This window comes from Paraburkholderia fungorum, from assembly GCF_900099835.1.
GTDB lineage: Bacteria > Pseudomonadota > Gammaproteobacteria > Burkholderiales > Burkholderiaceae > Paraburkholderia > Paraburkholderia fungorum_A.
In genome coordinates this window covers 1,043,280-1,060,169 of record NZ_FNKP01000002.1, presented here as the reverse complement: position 1 = coordinate 1,060,169, position 16,890 = coordinate 1,043,280, and the positions used below count along the sequence as shown (strand labels likewise).

General features: G+C 54.5%; 9 protein-coding genes and 2 pseudogenes. 8 read left to right on the top strand and 3 right to left on the bottom strand.

Annotated features, from left to right (window positions below; translation table 11 throughout):
* The first annotated feature begins 187 nt into the window (after positions 1-187).
* The 3 genes from BLS41_RS20750 to BLS41_RS20735 all read left to right on the top strand — a co-directional run bounded on the left by BLS41_RS20750 (position 188) and on the right by BLS41_RS20735 (position 4,289).
* Positions 188-778: a hypothetical protein gene (locus tag BLS41_RS20750; RefSeq protein WP_171910279.1), complete on the top strand. Its 591-nt coding sequence runs from the start codon at positions 188-190 to the stop codon at positions 776-778.
* A gap of 1,427 nt (positions 779-2,205) precedes the next feature.
* Complete coding sequence (locus BLS41_RS20740) at positions 2,206-3,006, top strand: bestrophin-like domain (protein WP_074768216.1); 801 nt, start codon at positions 2,206-2,208, stop codon at positions 3,004-3,006.
* Positions 3,007-3,056: 50 nt separating this feature from the next.
* Positions 3,057-4,289 carry a cation:proton antiporter gene (locus BLS41_RS20735; protein ID WP_074768214.1) on the top strand — a complete coding sequence of 411 codons (1,233 nt, stop codon included), beginning with the start codon at positions 3,057-3,059 and terminating at the stop codon, positions 4,287-4,289.
* A 13-nt stretch (positions 4,290-4,302) separates the two neighbouring features.
* Here the strand turns inward: BLS41_RS20735 and BLS41_RS40115 are convergent, their stop codons facing one another.
* Both BLS41_RS40115 and BLS41_RS40110 read right to left on the bottom strand, forming a co-directional pair.
* Positions 4,303-4,560, bottom strand: a complete 258-nt coding sequence (locus tag BLS41_RS40115; protein WP_074768212.1) for an Hpt domain-containing protein — start codon at positions 4,558-4,560, stop codon at positions 4,303-4,305.
* Positions 4,561-4,703: 143 nt separating this feature from the next.
* A pseudogene (locus tag BLS41_RS40110) lies at positions 4,704-6,140 on the bottom strand (ATP-binding protein); the annotation flags it as partial.
* 1,719 nt (positions 6,141-7,859) lie between these two features.
* On the opposite strand from BLS41_RS40110, the gene BLS41_RS20720 reads away from it, so the two are divergent.
* A complete protein-coding gene (locus BLS41_RS20720; protein ID WP_253189724.1) occupies positions 7,860-8,504 on the top strand; it encodes a M23 family metallopeptidase in 645 nt (214 codons plus the stop codon).
* A gap of 1,282 nt (positions 8,505-9,786) precedes the next feature.
* Here BLS41_RS20720 and BLS41_RS38525 read toward each other — a convergent pair.
* Positions 9,787-9,897, bottom strand: a pseudogene (locus BLS41_RS38525) (IS5/IS1182 family transposase); the annotation flags it as partial.
* Positions 9,898-10,727: 830 nt separating this feature from the next.
* Between BLS41_RS38525 and BLS41_RS38520 the strand changes: the two are divergent.
* Genes BLS41_RS38520 through BLS41_RS20700 form a run of 4 tightly spaced genes read left to right on the top strand, consistent with a single transcriptional unit; the run spans position 10,728 to position 16,763 of the window.
* On the top strand, positions 10,728-11,423 hold the full coding sequence (locus tag BLS41_RS38520; protein ID WP_074768206.1) for a PDDEXK family nuclease: 696 nt from the start codon (positions 10,728-10,730) through the stop codon (positions 11,421-11,423).
* Positions 11,424-13,448: a Mu transposase C-terminal domain-containing protein gene (locus BLS41_RS20710; RefSeq protein WP_074768204.1), complete on the top strand. Its 2,025-nt coding sequence runs from the start codon at positions 11,424-11,426 to the stop codon at positions 13,446-13,448.
* Between the two features lie 7 nt (positions 13,449-13,455).
* On the top strand, positions 13,456-14,478 hold the full coding sequence (locus BLS41_RS20705) for a TniB family NTP-binding protein (protein ID WP_074768202.1): 1,023 nt from the start codon (positions 13,456-13,458) through the stop codon (positions 14,476-14,478).
* Positions 14,475-16,763, top strand: coding sequence for a TniQ family protein (locus tag BLS41_RS20700; protein ID WP_074768200.1), 2,289 nt, complete (start codon positions 14,475-14,477; stop codon positions 16,761-16,763). Before BLS41_RS20705 ends, BLS41_RS20700 begins: the two co-directional genes overlap by 4 nt.
* Positions 16,764-16,890 lie beyond the last annotated feature (127 nt).

Here is a 16,890-nt window from a genome sequence, read left to right as displayed (position 1 = left end):
ACAACGTGCGTGAATGCAGAATCGCCGTCTGGCCGTATGCGTTTTGGGAATTTGGAAGCATAAATCGTTGTCTCCTGACGGTAATTTGCGATGTGGTTGGGAAACCTCGCGACGCTAGTCCAGACCCAAGCGACACGGCGGGGCGGCTGTCGAGTTGAATACCACGTGCAGCGCGGGTGCACTGACAATGGTTCTACTGCGACAGCCCGGAACGAGTTCCCTCCAAGAACAAAGGCCGCGCTCGCAGGCCGTGCTGGCCACGCCTGTTCGAATACTGAGTATCGCCTTCAACCCGCGCTATGACCCGCAGCAGCCATCTGAAGGACGGCGCCATGCGTCGAACGGCATCTGGCCATGCACGATGCACGCAAAGCAGATCGACGACGACAACGCGCACCTCTCAGCGGACATCCTGAGCTGTTGGAAACAGGCGGCGGGACGACGCTCAACTCTGGCGATCCTTACCCTCCAATTACCTAGTGCAAATAGTGCGGATTTGATCCGCACTCAGATAGCTGACAGATCGGTGCTACGAGCAGAGTGGTCAGCGGCGGATGGCGATCATACCGTGACTGCACGGCTACGACAGGCCGCAATCCGCGAACTTGACGCATTCGTCGATGCATTGAGATTGCTCTTCGAGGCGATTCCTCTCGATTCGCGGCTAATCGAAGGCCGACAGGTCAGGTCATTTCAGGCGGCGAGGCTGACGCCCGCGATCAGCACCTGCAACGAAATTATCGCCGCTACCCTCCATACCGGCAAGACGACGCTGTAGCAGGTAGCAGGTAGCAGGTAGCAGGTAGCAGGTAGCAGGTAGCAGGTAGCAGGTTGCGTCGACGCCAGCGAGCAATCGTCGCGGCGTTTACTCCATTTAGCGAATGGTCGGCGCAAACACTTACGCTACTGCTATCCGCTCCCCGGAGAGCGGCGTTCGCAAGTGAGCGCGGGGAATATCTGAGGATGCTCGCCGAGGTAGGTCGGTTGGTCCTCGTCATGGACAGCTGGATCGAGTTGGATCAGGAGTTACGCAAGCGCCTGCCTTCGGGGAGTCAAGGCATGAAGCGTGACTATCCGAGCCTCGCCATTGTTATGAGTACGTGCGCTCAGGTGGGGGACGTTCCGATCTCAGACCCGTTGTTAAAATTGAACCTCTGTCGGAGCGGCTGCAGTTAGCCATCGCCCGCACCTGTCGCGGCTTAGCCGGGTAAGGAGTTCTCAACCAGGCAAGGCGAACGCTCAGCCTGCGCGATCTCGTTGCAATTCCACTGTATCTGACAAAGCTGTTGTCCGAAACGTCGGCTGAGAGTCTTCCAACCACCAGGGAGGAAAAGCTTCGCCTCTTCGCGCCGAGATCGATCGAGATGTCACCAAGCGCGATAAGTTGAGTACCTTAACGTTCAGTGTCCATGCCGAGATGCTGTTGGCAATTGCCACGGAAGCCACTCCGGCGAACGGAGTTATAGTTTCAAATTATTAGGCGAGAAGCCTCGTAACCCGGGTGATGGGCAGGCTCGTAACGGACAGCCAGATCAGTTCGGCGCCACAACTCGACGATGCCCTGACGGCGCTGTATCCCCACCCAAAAAGATCAAAACGACGGGACTGACAGCAGCATCGCGAGCGACCGATCGTCTGCCCACGATGACGGGGTGCGAGCGAAACCACCGACCGATCGCGCAACTACCCGGCGTCCGAGACCCGGCGTTCGCGCCTGAACGGACTTACACCGCAATTCCACTGATAGCAGATATTGCCACCATTACAGGATGGAACACTGAACCGACGAGCAGATATACGCACCAAAAAGTCGCAACTTGATGCGCAACGATTTGATCAGCCACGCGGGCTCAATTAAAAACACAGCCGTCGCACTGCCCCCAGAAACAGACGTGTCCTATTTCCCCGGACAGTCGATTGCTTTAATTTGAACAATTGCCGCAAACCTGCGTTCCGATCGACGAGTTTTTACATACATCCGTACAGACGTAGCACCGCGGTGAGATCGAAGTAGCCAAGCCCAGCGTACTCTCTAAATCTAGCAATAGATGTTGAGCACGTGCACATCGTCGAGACTTTGCACGCGAACTTCTCATTTGAAAGTCGTACTTCGATTGCACGCAATTTCGTCTGCACGAGACTATCGATGATAAGTTCCGTGCATCCCTATTCAACCGTAAATATCATTTCAAACGAATCGCAATAATGCAGTATTTCACGTTGGACAATCTCACTGGTTTCACTTTGCATTCGTGGCAGTTCTTTCTGGTTTCCCTCACCGTACTGGGGTATGCGAGTTATTTTGGGGCGAGCGCCCTCGCCCGTTTAAGGACTTCAGAAACCAAAGCAAACGAAGACGTACGCATGATAGTTGGCGCGACACTCACCTTACTCGGCCTGATTATCAGCTTCACGCTTTCGATGGCAATCGGCGGATACAACGCGCGCCAAGTCAACGAAGCAGCAGAGGCCGTCGCGATCAGTACGGCATTCTCGCGCGCGGAGCTGCTTCCCTCGGGGCAAGCCACGACAATACGCCCCTTGCTCGCACAATATCTTGACGACCGGCTGCGCTTCTATCGCACGCATGATTCTGCACAACTTCGACTGCTTGCCGAAGAGACCAATCTTCTCAAGCAGGAAGTGTGGACCAATGTTGTCCTTGATTCCAGATCGCAGCCCACGCCGCTTGCGGCGCTCGCCGTGAGCGGGATCAATGACGTGCTGACGTCCGAGACGAACACACGGGCTGGCTGGCGCACTCAGATTCCGCTCGCCGCGTGGGCGCTCATGGCAGTCATCGCCATCTGCTGCAATCTGCTGATGGGCTTTTGCGCCGGTAGCCGAAAACGAACGGCGCTACTGATTGTGCTCCCACTAGTGATTTCGATTTCATTCACGTTGATCAGCGATATCGATGTGCCCGGACGTGGTGTGATTCGCGTGAGTCCCGTCAATCTCGAGCGAATTGCCAGCACGCTGCAAGCCGCGAACTCGCACGATTGACGCATTGCCATGCGACGACCTTATCCCCCGATATCCATGACATTCCGGCAATGACCGTATTCCAGATCACAGGTGCGTTGTTTGCAATCGTCGCCCTCTTTGGCGTCGTCAACTACCGCTTCATCAAATTGCCCGATACGCTCGGCATTACCGCTGTCGGTCTTGTCATCTGCCTCGCACTCTCCGCGCTTGGCTTTTACTATCCACGAATGGCGGAGGTCGCAGGAACCATCGTCCCCAAGGTCGACTTCGCCGACATCGTATTTCACGGCTTGCTCAGCCTGCTGCTATTTGCAGGCGCGCTTCACGTCGACCTCTCCAGAATGCGCACGCAGCGTCGCGCGGTATTCATGCTCGCGACGATCGGCGTGCTCATCTCGATTGCGGCCGTGGGTGCTGGGTTCTTTTACGTGACGCGGTGGCTCGGGCATCCTGTTGGCCTGCTGTGGTGTTTGACATTTGGCGCAATTATTTCGCCCACAGATCCGATCGCGGTGCTCAGTGTGCTCAAACGCGCCGGCGCGTCCGAAAATCTCGAGACCAAGATTACCGGAGAGTCACTCTTCAACGACGGCATAGCTGTGGTTGCATTTACAACGCTCGTCGGCCTCGCAACCGGTTCGAGTGAATTTTCGACAGCGGCAATCACGATCGATCTTCTTCGGGAAGTTGCTGGCGCTTTGGCGTTCGGCATTGTTCTCGGCTTCGCCGCATCACTTCTGCTGCGCGGAATCGATAGCTATCCCGTCGAGATCCTCATCACTCTCGCGCTCGCAACCGGCGGATACAGTCTCGCGGAAGCATTGCATGTATCGGCGCCATTGGCGGTCGTCATCACCGGACTTGTCATTGGCAATCACGGTGCTCTGACTTCAATGTCCGAGAAAACGCGAGAGCATCTTTTCAATTTCTGGGAGCTGCTCGACGAACTGCTAAACCTCGTGCTGTTCGGTCTGATCGGACTGGAGATCATTGCATTGTCCTTGCAATTGCACATTGTCTGGCTGGGACTCGCGTCCATTCCTGTGGTGCTACTCGCGCGCGGTATCAGCGTTGCGATTCCGCTTCTAGCGTTGCAGAACTTCCGGCGTCTCAATCGCCATTCGGCACTTGTGCTGACATGGGGCGGTTTGCGCGGTGGTATTTCGATTGCACTTGCGCTATCTCTGCCGACATTTCACGGCAGGGAGATGCTTGTGGGCGTAACTTACCTGGTCGTCGTTTTCAGCTTGCTGATTCAGGCCACCACGCTCGGGCCGCTAATCCGGCGACTCAATCGCTAAACGATGCACGGCATCAGACGCGAAGGTTAGATTGGCCACCTCGGTCAAGCCAACCTGGATTGTGCAGCAGCGCATCGAGCGCCCCGCTGACCGCGGCATAGCCTTGCGTTTCGATCATTCGCTCAATCGCATCGCATTCTGCAACGATGTCCCGGTATCCGAATACAGCCAACGCTCCTTTGAGCGAATGCAATTCCTGCGATAGCCGCGACAAGTCTCCGGCGGCACGTGCGACGCGAAGCGCATCAAGCGTTTCGTCGCATGTGCGCATGAAGGTTTCCCAGGCGCCATCCGATAGCCCTGCACGCCCGTCAGCAGCTGCGCATCGGCCTCATCCGGCCTGACAGGCGCGTGTAATTCGCTCGCTTTCGCCGCGTCAACGGATTCCACAGCCGTCAGCACGTCGTATAAGCCTCCCAATGACATCGGTTTGGTCGCGCTTGCCGTCATGCCCGCTTCCCTGCAACGGGCCAGCTCTGTCTGCGTGACGCCGGCGGTCACCGCGATCACCGGCAGTTCCGGCCAGCGTTGCCGCACCGCCTGCGTCAGCTCGTAGCCATTCATGCCCGGCATGTTCAGATCGGTCAGCAGCACGTCGAAGGTCTGCGCCGACAGCGCCTGCAATGCCTCCTGTCCGCTGGCCGTCACATGGCCGTCGCATTGCAGCATCGCCAGCTGCTCGGCGAACAGTTGACGGTTCACCTCGTTGTCTTCGGCTACCAGCACTTTCATCCGGCGCGCCATCTGCGGCGCCTCCGTCGCTGCAGTTTCGAGTGGCGCCGCGGGCAGCGGCACCCCATGCAGCACGTGCCGGAACGCCGCGCGCAGTCCGCCCGGCGTGTAGCACGACAGGCTGACGATACGGCCCTGTCGCACCGGATGCAGCGGCCCGTCCGGACTGCAGGCGATCACCCTCGAGATCTGCTCCATCAGCCGGTTCTCGTCTTCCGCTGGCCACTGGTCGTGATCGCCGCATAACATCAGCACGCTGGCGGCTTCCAGTTCTTCTCCGGTGATGTGAGACGGGTCGAGGTGTCCGCTGACAGTCAACCCCCAGCCTTCGAGCAGCGGCGTCATGCTGTGCAGCCAGCCCCGGTCCGACGCGAGCAGCGTCACCGGCTCGCCAGCAAATGCCTGCTGTACCGCGTCAGTTTCGTTGCCTGCCGCATCCTGGGCCAGCCCCAACGGCAGATGCACCGTGAAACGGCTACCGCGCTCCGGTTCGCTCTGCACGCCGATCGTGCCGCCCATCGCGCCCACCAGCCGCCCGCAAAGCGCCAGCCCGAGGCCAGTGCCGCCATAGCGACGGTTGATCGACGCGTCCGCCTGCGCAAACGCCTGGAACACCGTCGCCTGCTGCGCCTCCGTCATGCCGATGCCCGTGTCCTCGACCTCCACCCGCAACATGCGCGCACCATCTGCGATGTCCGTCGCCACCCGCAACGTCACGCTGCCGCGCAATGTGAACTTGATCGCATTCGACAGGAGGTTGTTCAGGATCTGCCTGAGCCGCGTCGGATCACCCGTCATCGGTACGCTGTACGAGGCGCCGAACTCCGCGTACACGCTCACGTCCTTGGCACGCGCGACCGGCGCGAACGCCATCAGGGCGGCCGACGCCACTTCGGCGGCATCGAAGCCGATGCGCTCCAGCACGATCTCGCCCGCTTCGATCTTCGAGAAATCCAGCACATCGCGGATCACCGCCAGCAGTCCATCCGACGAGTTGCGCACCGTATCCAGCCGCGCCTGTTGCACTGCGTCAAGCCGCGAATGCGCAAGCAGTTCCAGATTGCCCAGAATTGCGTTCAGCGGCGTGCGGATTTCGTGGCTCATCGTCGCGACGAACATCGACTTCGCCGCATTCGCCTGATCGGCCGCCTGCTTCGCCTGGCGCAACTGCTGTTCGAGCCGCGCCTTCGCGGTCACATCCACGAAGGCGGTCACCAGCACGTCTTCGCCCTGATAGCGCCCCGGCGCAAAGCTCACCGCGAGGCTGATCGACTCGCCCTCTGCTGTCACCAGTCGCACGTCCTGCTGGGTTACCGCTCCGTAAGCGGTTTCCGGGTGTGCACGTCCAGCGGTGCTGCCGGGATAGCGCCACAGCAACTCGGCAGCCAGAGATGAGCCATCCAGCGAAACCCGTGTCGCCATGTCCGTCCACACCGGGCTGTCCAGCAGCAGATCGCCCGACTTTCTCGCGATCAGCCCTAACCCGACAGATGTGGTCCGGATCACTGTGCGATTCAATCGCTCGCTGTCGAACACGCGCTGCGAGCGCTCGAGTACCGGCACAAACACACGCCGGTTGAACAACAGCAGCAGGAACCATGTCATGCCAATCACGAACGCCGTGGTCGCGATCGTGGTAACAACCAGAGGCCACACACCCACCGCGACTTCGCGCCATGGCACCGCGTAGACCAGCCTCCAGCCGGTACTCCCCAACTTGTCATCGAATATCAACAAACCGTCTTCGATCGATCGACGCACGCCTTGCGCGATGACGTCGGCAAGCAGGTTTGGACGCGTCACCCCCAGGCCCGTGTGTGCGATGACCTGTCCATCCGCCGAAATCACGCCAAGCGTGTTAGCAAAAAGTGGCGCAGGCATTGCCAGCTTTATCACGGCCACAGGAAACCCCGATACCGCGAATTCCACGACCCTCACTCCAATCAACCTGCAATCGGCGTCGAACAGTTGGAACACCTCCCGAACAGCGCGCTCGCCAGTGATAGGGCTATCGTAAGGTGCAAGCCAGTTGACCGTCCTGTGGTCGCATTCTTTCGTGGAGGACTGGGATGCCAGCGTGTTTATCGAACGATCGACGCTGGTCACCAGGCTTGCCGTCAATGCGTCGCGGTCTGCAAGCATTGCCCTCAGACGCGTGGGGTCGATTGCCGGCAAAGTCGACAGCACGAGCAGAGATCGTTCAGGGTTATACAGGTAGGAGATTGTGGGCAAACCATACCCTGTGGAGCCCGCGGTACGCAGTGATGCGATGAATTCGGATGCCTGAAGAATGCGATCCAGGTTTTCGATTTCCCGGGAGGGTCGGCTTTTTTCATATACATATCGTTAGCAATGCTTCCGGTCTGACCCATAACTTCGATCCAAGCGTCATGACACCACTCACCTCTCAACACCATTTAATAAATCAGGATGATCCTATTATCCAATGGGACAAGTTCCATGAATATGCGTTGTGTTCAGGACTGGCCCTGTTTGTAATTCGACGTCTGCCCATTAATATGAATTCAACTCTTCCGGGCTGAACAGCATCACGAGATCGCACCTTATGCGGCCGTTGTGTGCATCGATCTAGGACACTGACCGCTTCGGCGTGCCATCGCTCTGCCCGTTCCATCCTCCTTTGATTCAGGGGCAGAATTTATGTGGTTCAGTTTCCGCCGACCTACCGTATTCAGTTCACGTTTTCAACGCGTGGCTGTTCTATGTCACCCAACGCGCGTGACCGCTCTTGCACTCAGCATGGTCGCCGCTTACGTGCTCGCTCCGAGTGCACCCGCTGTCGCTGCACCTGGCAGCGTGCTTCGGGACACGTCAGTCATGCATAGCAGCGATAGCAGATCCGCCACACCAGCCCAACTCCACGCGCTGGCGCTTCGCCAGAAAAACGGTGGCGCAATGATTGCAAAAGACTTCGCACGCGACAACAGTTGCCAACACCTTCTCCCTTCCAATGGAACCGGCGTGAAGTCGTTCGGATTGCCGCTCCACAATATCCGCATTACCTCTGAGTTTGGACCGCGAACGCATCCGGTTCGCGGCACCCGGCATAGTCATTCAGGCGTCGATCTGGCCGCACCGGCCGGAACGCCGGTGTTCGCGGCAGCGAACGGCATCATCGGATTCGTAGGGACAAAACCTGCCATCGGGAAGTACGTGATGATTCAGCACGCGAATGGCTATGCGACCTATTACGGTCACCTGTCAGCGTTCGCTCCGGACCTGAAAATTGGCTCGCCGGACACCCGCGGCGAACGGATTGGCGCCGTTGGCAGTACCGGTACTGCCACGGGTCCGCATCTGCACTTTGAAGTGCGGATGAACAATGGTCCGGTTAATCCAATGGCGCTGATTGAAAAGCCACACTCGCGAGCGTCGCTGATGACTGCGTCTGCGAGTCACGGTCATCCTGCGGCGATGTCGTCCCTTGTTGCCAGAAGCAGCGGTACGTGCTCCTACGGTTAAACAGTTCGGAAAACAAGCGGTGGCAACCCGGATCGGGTCTCGGCAATTGTTTTGTCAAGGCCGGATTTCACGGTTAATGTTTTACGCGGCCGTGCGTCGGCTCGAAAATCCGTTCAATGGCCGCCCCCTTGTCATCCTGTTCCTCTACCTGGCGTCCTACAGACTCATGAAAGGATGTCTTCGGTAGTGCCGGAGGCGCTGTCTCGAGCAGCCGCATCACAACCACTGGAATCAGTCAGCAAACGCATAGAAATTGGCCCGAGCGTTCATGCAGTGCGTGGCGTTCGCCGCCATGGTCGAAGGAGTCGAACGGCGAGTAGCGGCCGCGCACCGTCGGATGCGAATCGCCTGTCTGGCGCGTCCCTACTCGACTAAGGTATTCAGTAGTATCCGCCTCACCAACAACCGATCTTGATATTCATTCATGGACGCGGCACTTCCAAACGTCACAACCAGACTCAAGCTAGCATTGCTGGTTGACCACGTCCTTAGTTTAGCTGTTTCGGCTAGTTTAGCTGTACAGCTAAACTAGCCAAAACAGCTAAACTAAAATGCTTTCTATTGTTGATATCGTCGCGCCAGTGAAGCCCTTCATCGGCACGCGGCTATTTTTTGCCTAATCCAGCGCCTTGCCCCCCTCGCAAGGCAAGTCATCGGACAGGTTCGTGCGGCCCCTTGCGCGTCAATCTTCACCCGTTCCACAAACAATACATCAGTAAACACTCCCAACTTTTTTTCACTCACACGTGCCTCTCAGTCGGAATCGGCAACAGACCCACCTAGAACAACTAGACGAGCCTAGGCAGCAGTCGACTACAAGCGTTGAGGCATCAAGCGCCTAATGTCGCGAGCCCTCTGGATCGGCAATCGAGCGCCCACGTTGGCGTATTGCACGATAAAAAGCCGAAATTTCGATGCTTGCGGTATGTGTTCAAGAGTCTGTTGACCACATCTGCCGTTAAGCGAGTGCATGCGCACCGGATCGTGAGCAGTCGGACACTTTTCCGTTACGCCGAGCTCACGCGTTTTCTAGGAAGCCAGTTTGAGAGAAAAAGCCGATGATCCGATAAGAATAGTTATCTGACCAGCAGCATTGCGTTTCACATTTTCCGGGTATAAACAGGGGAACCCTCCGCGTGTCAAAACTGACATTGCGTTAGCGAATTGCAGCCGATCCAATAGAGAGGCATATATCTGCAGCGCTCCGAAGCAAAATGTGCGCGGGACTCTTCCGGGCATTTACACGACTGGCTTTTGAGACTCGACACCGCCGCCGTTTCGTTACAGTAGGCTGGAATACCATCGAGTCGTGCCGCACCTCGACTGCCAACGGATCGCCGCGTGCATCTATAACGATGTGATGTTTCGACCCAAGCTCGCGAGGGCCGCTTTCATTAGCAATTCCGGCTAAGGATGAGCAGGATCAGCAAAAGGCCCTACGCGACTGCCTCAGCCCAGCTCTTGTTGGAGCTGGGCTGCAGGATGAGCAGGACCGCGGCTTAGGATGCTGGCATCGACGGAACAGAAATGTGCATGGGACCAGTTGAATCACCACCTTCCGGCGTCTAGATCGCCCGCAAAGCTTCGACGAGCGAGCATTCTGTACCTCTTAAAGACTACCTGTAACCATACAACAGTGATATTCCTTTATACATAAATAAATCATAAACGATAAAACAAACACAACAATTATAAATAATTCAAAAAGTATTTAAACAGCGAAAACGAGTATAAATTGCAAATATCGAGATTCCAACTTATATTGAATGAAAATTCGCAAACGAATTTGGGACTTCACTGGCAGCGCGCACCCGCAATTTAGGGCTGCCTGCTCGCGAAATAGCCCACGTCGCTACATTGCGACGCAGATAGTCTTTTTTAAAAAATCCCGGTTTGTTGCGTGCTTTACGGCGCTTCGCGATGCCGCGCCCAAAGCTCTGGTGCAACGTTTTACCTATGGCAGCTTAATCGTGGTGTCTCGCTCGTCTATCTGTAAATGATGCTCTTGTGATCGATGTTGAACTGGCCGGCTCATCGCGCAAACGAAGAAGACAGCCTTACGACCTGCAAAACTGGAAAATTGACGATGCGTAAAAGGAGCAATGCAAGCCATGCAGACGACGACTAGGTAGCTTAGCCATAGTCGTTGGCATTTTTCCAGATTTAATCGCCCCCTTGGTCGCCTCAATATCAGATTCGACGCATTCCTTTAAAAGGACCGACATGGACACTCCTATCCACGGCTTCGGCGACAGAATCGTTGCCATCGTCCCACCAGCGGGAGACAAATTGCGGGCAAAAACCATCGTCAGTCGATCCAACGCAACGCAAACCGGGAAGTACCCGTCGTGGAAGATGGGAAGGATGATCCAGTGGGCAAACAACAGCGAGCTGAATGCATTCCGGCTGCTCGATGCGGAACCTAGAGTTCTATCCTTTAGAGAATATCCCCTGGCGATCAAGCTCATCTATAACGGACAAGCAAGAATGCACTATCCGGGCTTAGAGGTCGATCTTATGTCGGGACGCGAACTTTGGCGCGTGTGTACCGCTGACCAGGCAGTTTCAACGGACGAAACCGCACTAACGTCTTTATTGGCATCTCAACTTCAATCCTTCGGCTATACCTATCGCATCATAACCTCGGAATCCGTTGCTCTAGAACCTCGTCTCTCGATCGTGCGTTCCCTGCTGCGCTATGGGCGAAAATCAATCACATCGTTAGAACGCGAACAAATGCGCCGGCTGCTTGAAGAAATAGGCTATGTCCACTGGGGTACACCAGATACGGGTGCGCTAGGTCCACGGAGCCGCGCAATCATCTCCCGACTCACGCTTGAAGGTGTGCTTGGTGTTCCATACCACTCACCTCTGGAATCAGAAACCATCTTTACTCCAACGAACCTTGCGAGCTATTGAATGGGAATTTTTAATTTCCGATCTGGATTACCTGTCAGGATTGACGGAATAGATGCGACTTTGCTACGTAAGCTTGATGACGAAACATGGCAAGTCGAGGAAGACAAAACAAAACGAATCCGCGAATACAAAATAGGCGAACTTCTTTCGCTATATCAATCCGGTAAGCTGATGTCTTCAGGCAGATTCGAAGCACCAGCGCGGGCCACGCTAGCGCTGGCTGATGCAGACACAAATGACTGGAATCGCGCCAAGGTAAGGCGACTATATGTTCTGGCCGTCATGGACCTTCCCTGCAGGGGACCGCTAACCAGGGAAGCAATATCGCGCATATTTGCGAAGCTGAAAGAACCTGTGGAAGCTCCGTCCGAGGCGACCGTTCGCCGCTGGAGAGTTCGATACCAAAACTCCGGGAATGACCTTGCCTCGTTGCTTCCGTACGATTCGAACAAAGGCAATAGGAAATCACGCTTTCCGGAAGAATGCCTTAATTTCGTCGCTGAAGCTATCGACGATGTCTATCTGACTCTGGAACGAAAATCGATTCAGGATACGGCCGATGAAGCGTCAATCAGGGTTAAAAAGGAAAACAAACTGCGTCCGAGTTCTGACCAGCTCCCTCTCCCAACCTACCGCCTCGTCAGAAGCTCAATCGCAAAAATTCCTGCGTACGACGTCTATGCAGCAAGATACGGCCGTACCGCAGCGGAAAAGCGCTTCCGCGCCGTCCTGAAGCATCATACGACAACTGCTCCGCTGGAACGCGCACAGATAGACCACACACCGCTCGACCTTCTTGTAATCGACGACGACTCCCTGCTGCCATTGGGACGTCCGTACGTCACGTCGTGCATTGACTGCGACACCCGTTGCATTCTCGGCATGCACATCAGCTTTGAGCCTCCTAGCAATCTCACAGTAGCCAGATGTCTGCAGCATGCATTCATGCCAAAAACATCTTTGCTTGCTTCGTATCCGGAATTGAAAAATCCATGGATTTCGCATGGCGTGATGAGCGTGTTAGACGTCGACAATGGAGCAGAATTTCATAGCGAAAGTCTCGAAAATGGATGCTATTCGCTAGGTATCGAAATTCACTATTCGCCACGGAAAAAAGCATGGTTTAAAGGGATGATAGAGCGATTCCAGAAGACATTTAATGAGGGCGTGTCCCATGGTATTCCTGGCACAACTTTCAGCAGTATTCTTGAGAAACAAGACTATGATCCATCGAAATTTGCAGTTGTTAGATGGAGCACGCTAAAAAAGATCGCAAATATGTGGGTAGTGGATGTTTACCACCAAAAAATGCACAGAGCCTTGGGCATGCCACCGGCGCGCAAGTGGGCCTCCAGCATCCGTCCGGAAGACATCCCGCTACCCGATAATCCGACAGTTCTTAATTTTATCTTCGGAAAGCCCGAAGTGCGAACACTGACTCACAAAGGGATTGAACTTCATGGTCTCTTCTACAATTCTGGCGAATTGACCTTGTTACGACGAAGACTTGGCGACAGCCTCCGTGTAGAGGTGCGCGTCGACACATCAAATCTTGGCCACATTGTTGTTCTTGCACCGGACAGGAATGAAATGTACGACGTACAGTGTCTCAACATTGAGTACGCTGCGTCTCTCTCGCTATATCAACATCGAATTTGCAAGCGATTTGCAAAAAAATTTCTGCGCGATTACTTGCCCGATGGATGGCTGGAGGCAAAATCGCGGATACGAGAGATCGTCGAAGAAGAGATCTTTTACAAGAAACGACAGACGCGCTCAACGGCAGCACGTTACAAATACGCGGAGCCTACTGAATCGCCCGCGGTCAAAACAGGCTCCCTGATACCTCCCCTTTTAGCCCTACCTAACGATCCAGTCAGTGGCGCGGCCGACAACATTGTTCGGGGCGATAACGATAGTCTTTTTGGCGAGCAGCAGCCGGCGTCAGCACCAGACGTACCAAAGCAGCGAATTGCACCAATATATCGCGATCGCAGCCTACCTGGAAAAAAACTAAACAATTAGGAAAGCAATGAGTAATCATCTACCTCTAGAAACCATAGTCGAGGATACGCTGGTGCCACACCAGGCGTTTAATTCTGCGACAAGTCGCCTTAATCAATGCTTCACATATTCAACAAGTAAAAGAGAACCTATATGTCTGGCAATCGTCGGTGAATCCCGCACAGGGAAGAGCCGCCTTCTGGAGGAATTTATCGACAAACATCCAATGTCGCGCGACGAGGATGGGATGAATATCCCGATCCTGAAAGTAACCGCACCGTCAAAGCCAACAGTAAAGAGCTTGGCAGAAATTATGCTCGAAGCCATGCTTGATGAACTTCCAGGGACTGGGTCAGAAGCCCAAAAAACTCGAAGATTGGCCCGCTTAATGAAGGAATGCGGAACCTTGATGATTGTGATTGACGAGTTCCAGCATTTTGTTGACAAGGCGTCGGACAGAGTCATCCACGATGCGGCAGACTGGCTAAAGTCACTTGTCGACGGGACGCGATGTGTTTTGGTTGTCGCCGGATTGCCGTCATCCGTCGGAATCCTGACTCAAAATGAACAGTTTAAGGGGCGATTCTACGCACCGGTTCATATGCCGCGGTTTGATTGGGCGATTGATAAGCACCGAGATGAGTTCATCGCGATTCTTGGTGCTTTCCACGAATCAATGAGCAGATATTTCAATCTTCCCCAACTGGACAACAGTGAAATGGCATTTCGGTGTTATTGCGGAACCGGCGGGCTTATCGGCTACCTGACGAAATTTCTCCGGCAGGTTGTCTGGAATGCGATCGACAGCAATAAGCAAGCAATTACCCTTGCTGATTTTGCGATTGCTCAGGAACAGGCCATTTATCAAGAGGAAAATTGCACAGACATCGTTAACCCATTTTCTCGATCATTCCGCCCTTTTCCCAATGAAATTCTGCTTACACAAGCCCACTCGATTGGTAAGGCGGTGGAACTGCCACCGAAGCCTAGGCAACGGGGCCCTCGAAGTTCCAAACGGATGTCAAGCAGAGATGCGCTGAGTGCTTCATGATGCTGGTTCGCACGCCATTTCATAAGCCAAACGAAAGCCTGATTGGATACGCATTACGATTGTCGGAGACCAATGGCTATGAAACGCCGTGGCATATTCTGAGACTTGCCAGGATTGAGCAAAGCACTATGACCAATGCGGCCTTCCCAGTCGCAAAACTCGCACTGATTCTGGGCCGGAATCCAGATCAGCTTCGCAACATTGCATACATGAGTAATTCCGGTGGACAGTCGCATTTCGAAATCTTGGGTCATCACCTTGGCGACGGCCTCGGTGCCAGCCCTCTCAGGCTGCAACGCCCGGCAATTTGCCCTGAATGTGTATCCAATCGAGGTTATATAGAAGCGTTTTTCGATCTGAGCCTCGCCGTAGCCTGCCCTCTCCATGGTCGAGAATTGCTTTCTAAATGCGAGCGCTGTGGGAATCGACTATCCCATTTTCGTCCCGGACTACTTATCTGTAGATGTGGCGCTTCTTTAGAGGAGCAGATCCCACCGCCCGTTAGTGATCGCATCATCGGATTGATGACCGCTCTCAAGGTGGTGCTCGAACGGGTCGAATTCCCATCATCTGCATCAGACGTCGGATTGCCAATCGGAGAACTACGAAGTACCCCACTACGCTGGATGCTTACAAGTCTCCCTAAATTCGGTCGCTTCAACCGTCCAAATTATCCCGTCCATTCGCTCGAAGTGGTGGATGGAATTGCTGAGGCACTTGAAAATTGGCCTCACGGTTTTCATTGCTTTTTGGAAAGGTACTGCCAAAGTAAAGAGGCGCCGACATTTCATCAACGCTTTACTAAATTCTCGGAGATTTTTTTCAGACGTACGCAAGCTCATGTGAAATGTGATTGGTTGTATTCCGAGTTTCTTCAATATGGGATAACACAGGCGAGGGATTCCTTCGTAGACCAGCGCGCCATACCGGGGCGATCTCAAGAACGACGAGTTATCCCGCTGAGAGAACTGGCACGGCGTACCGGTCATGATATTCGCACATTAGCAGCGTGGGGAAAAAAAGGGTTACTGGATATTGGCAGCATGAGGAGTGGTTCGGGACGCCGATACTTGGTCGACACCAACGCACTGACGAGGCCTGCTCGAGCAGAAATAGAGAGGCGTCTTGGGAAACGCGAAGCCGCCGCCTGGCTAGGAATACCAGTGAGCGTCCTTGATTGCCTCCGGAACCTGGGACAATTTCCTTTGCTTCATCATCTCGCATCGCAATATGGTTTTCACGAGACAGACCTGTTGACGTTTAGACGGAGGATGCTCGCCCTAAGTCCACAAATTTCGGAACTAACATCTCCAAATGAAGTTATCAGCCTACAAGATCTGTTGCGCACATCGCGACTACACAGCACGGAACACAAGACTCAACTTCTTATTGCCTTCCTGACAGGTGAACTTACGTCAGTGGGCAGAACAGGAGAAAGCCTAGATCAAATATTCTTTGATAGAGGAACGATTGCAGCACTCGCGGTGGCAAGTCGATGCGTCATTGCCAAAGGGGCGCTCACCCACCGACAGGCAGCGCAGATAATTGGGTGCGACCAGCTGGTAATAAGTGGTTTACTTGAAAATAATTTCGTCAAAAATGTGGCAAGAGGTAAGACCACGCGTGTTGATGAAAACTCGGTTGCTCTGTTTGCCAAGAAATACGCACCGCTTGCTAGATGCGCTGAGGATTGGGCGACAAGTTCAGCCCATCTAAAACAACTTTGCAATCGAGCAAAAATCGGGATGCTTGACATCGTCCATCATGAGAACAGTCGATCCCCTTTTATCGAGCACCATAAAATTCCAAGTTTATATGAGGTATTTGTCGACGACCGCCGCGCCAGAGCCGCCCCAGCAACAAAAGAACTCAGACCGGACCCTGCTGATCAGGTCCGTGAATATCTCCAGGATTTGAGAGCTAGAGATCAACCCTTGCCATGGCACGGAGGAAATGTCAATAAGATTGCGATAGCTAGAGCTTGTGGCTTTGATCGCGACGTTTTCTATACCAATGAGGCAGCAATCAGACTTCTCCACACTGCGGTGCGCGAGGAGCGGCTTCGACGAATAGCCTCGGGTGAACCGGTGGATCCCCCTCTGGCTCGTTTAAAGAATTATTTGGACCGTTTACGGCGGAACGGCGAGTCACTCCCTATGTGGCAGTTGAAGCCGAACAGGAGTGCGATAGCAAAAAACGCCAGCGTCGATCGAGACCTTCTTTCAAATAGAGATACGGCGAGAAGGATGTTGGAGTCCTTCCTCAAAAAGCCTAAGCCTAGGTAGCCGCATTGCCTTCTGGCTTTGAAGGCCATGAAAACTTGCATCACATGCAAGCTTGTTTGGTTGAGCAGCAGGAACATCGCGGCTCTTGAACCCGCTAGCCCGCCTGGTAAGGCTTTGCACGGAGTTT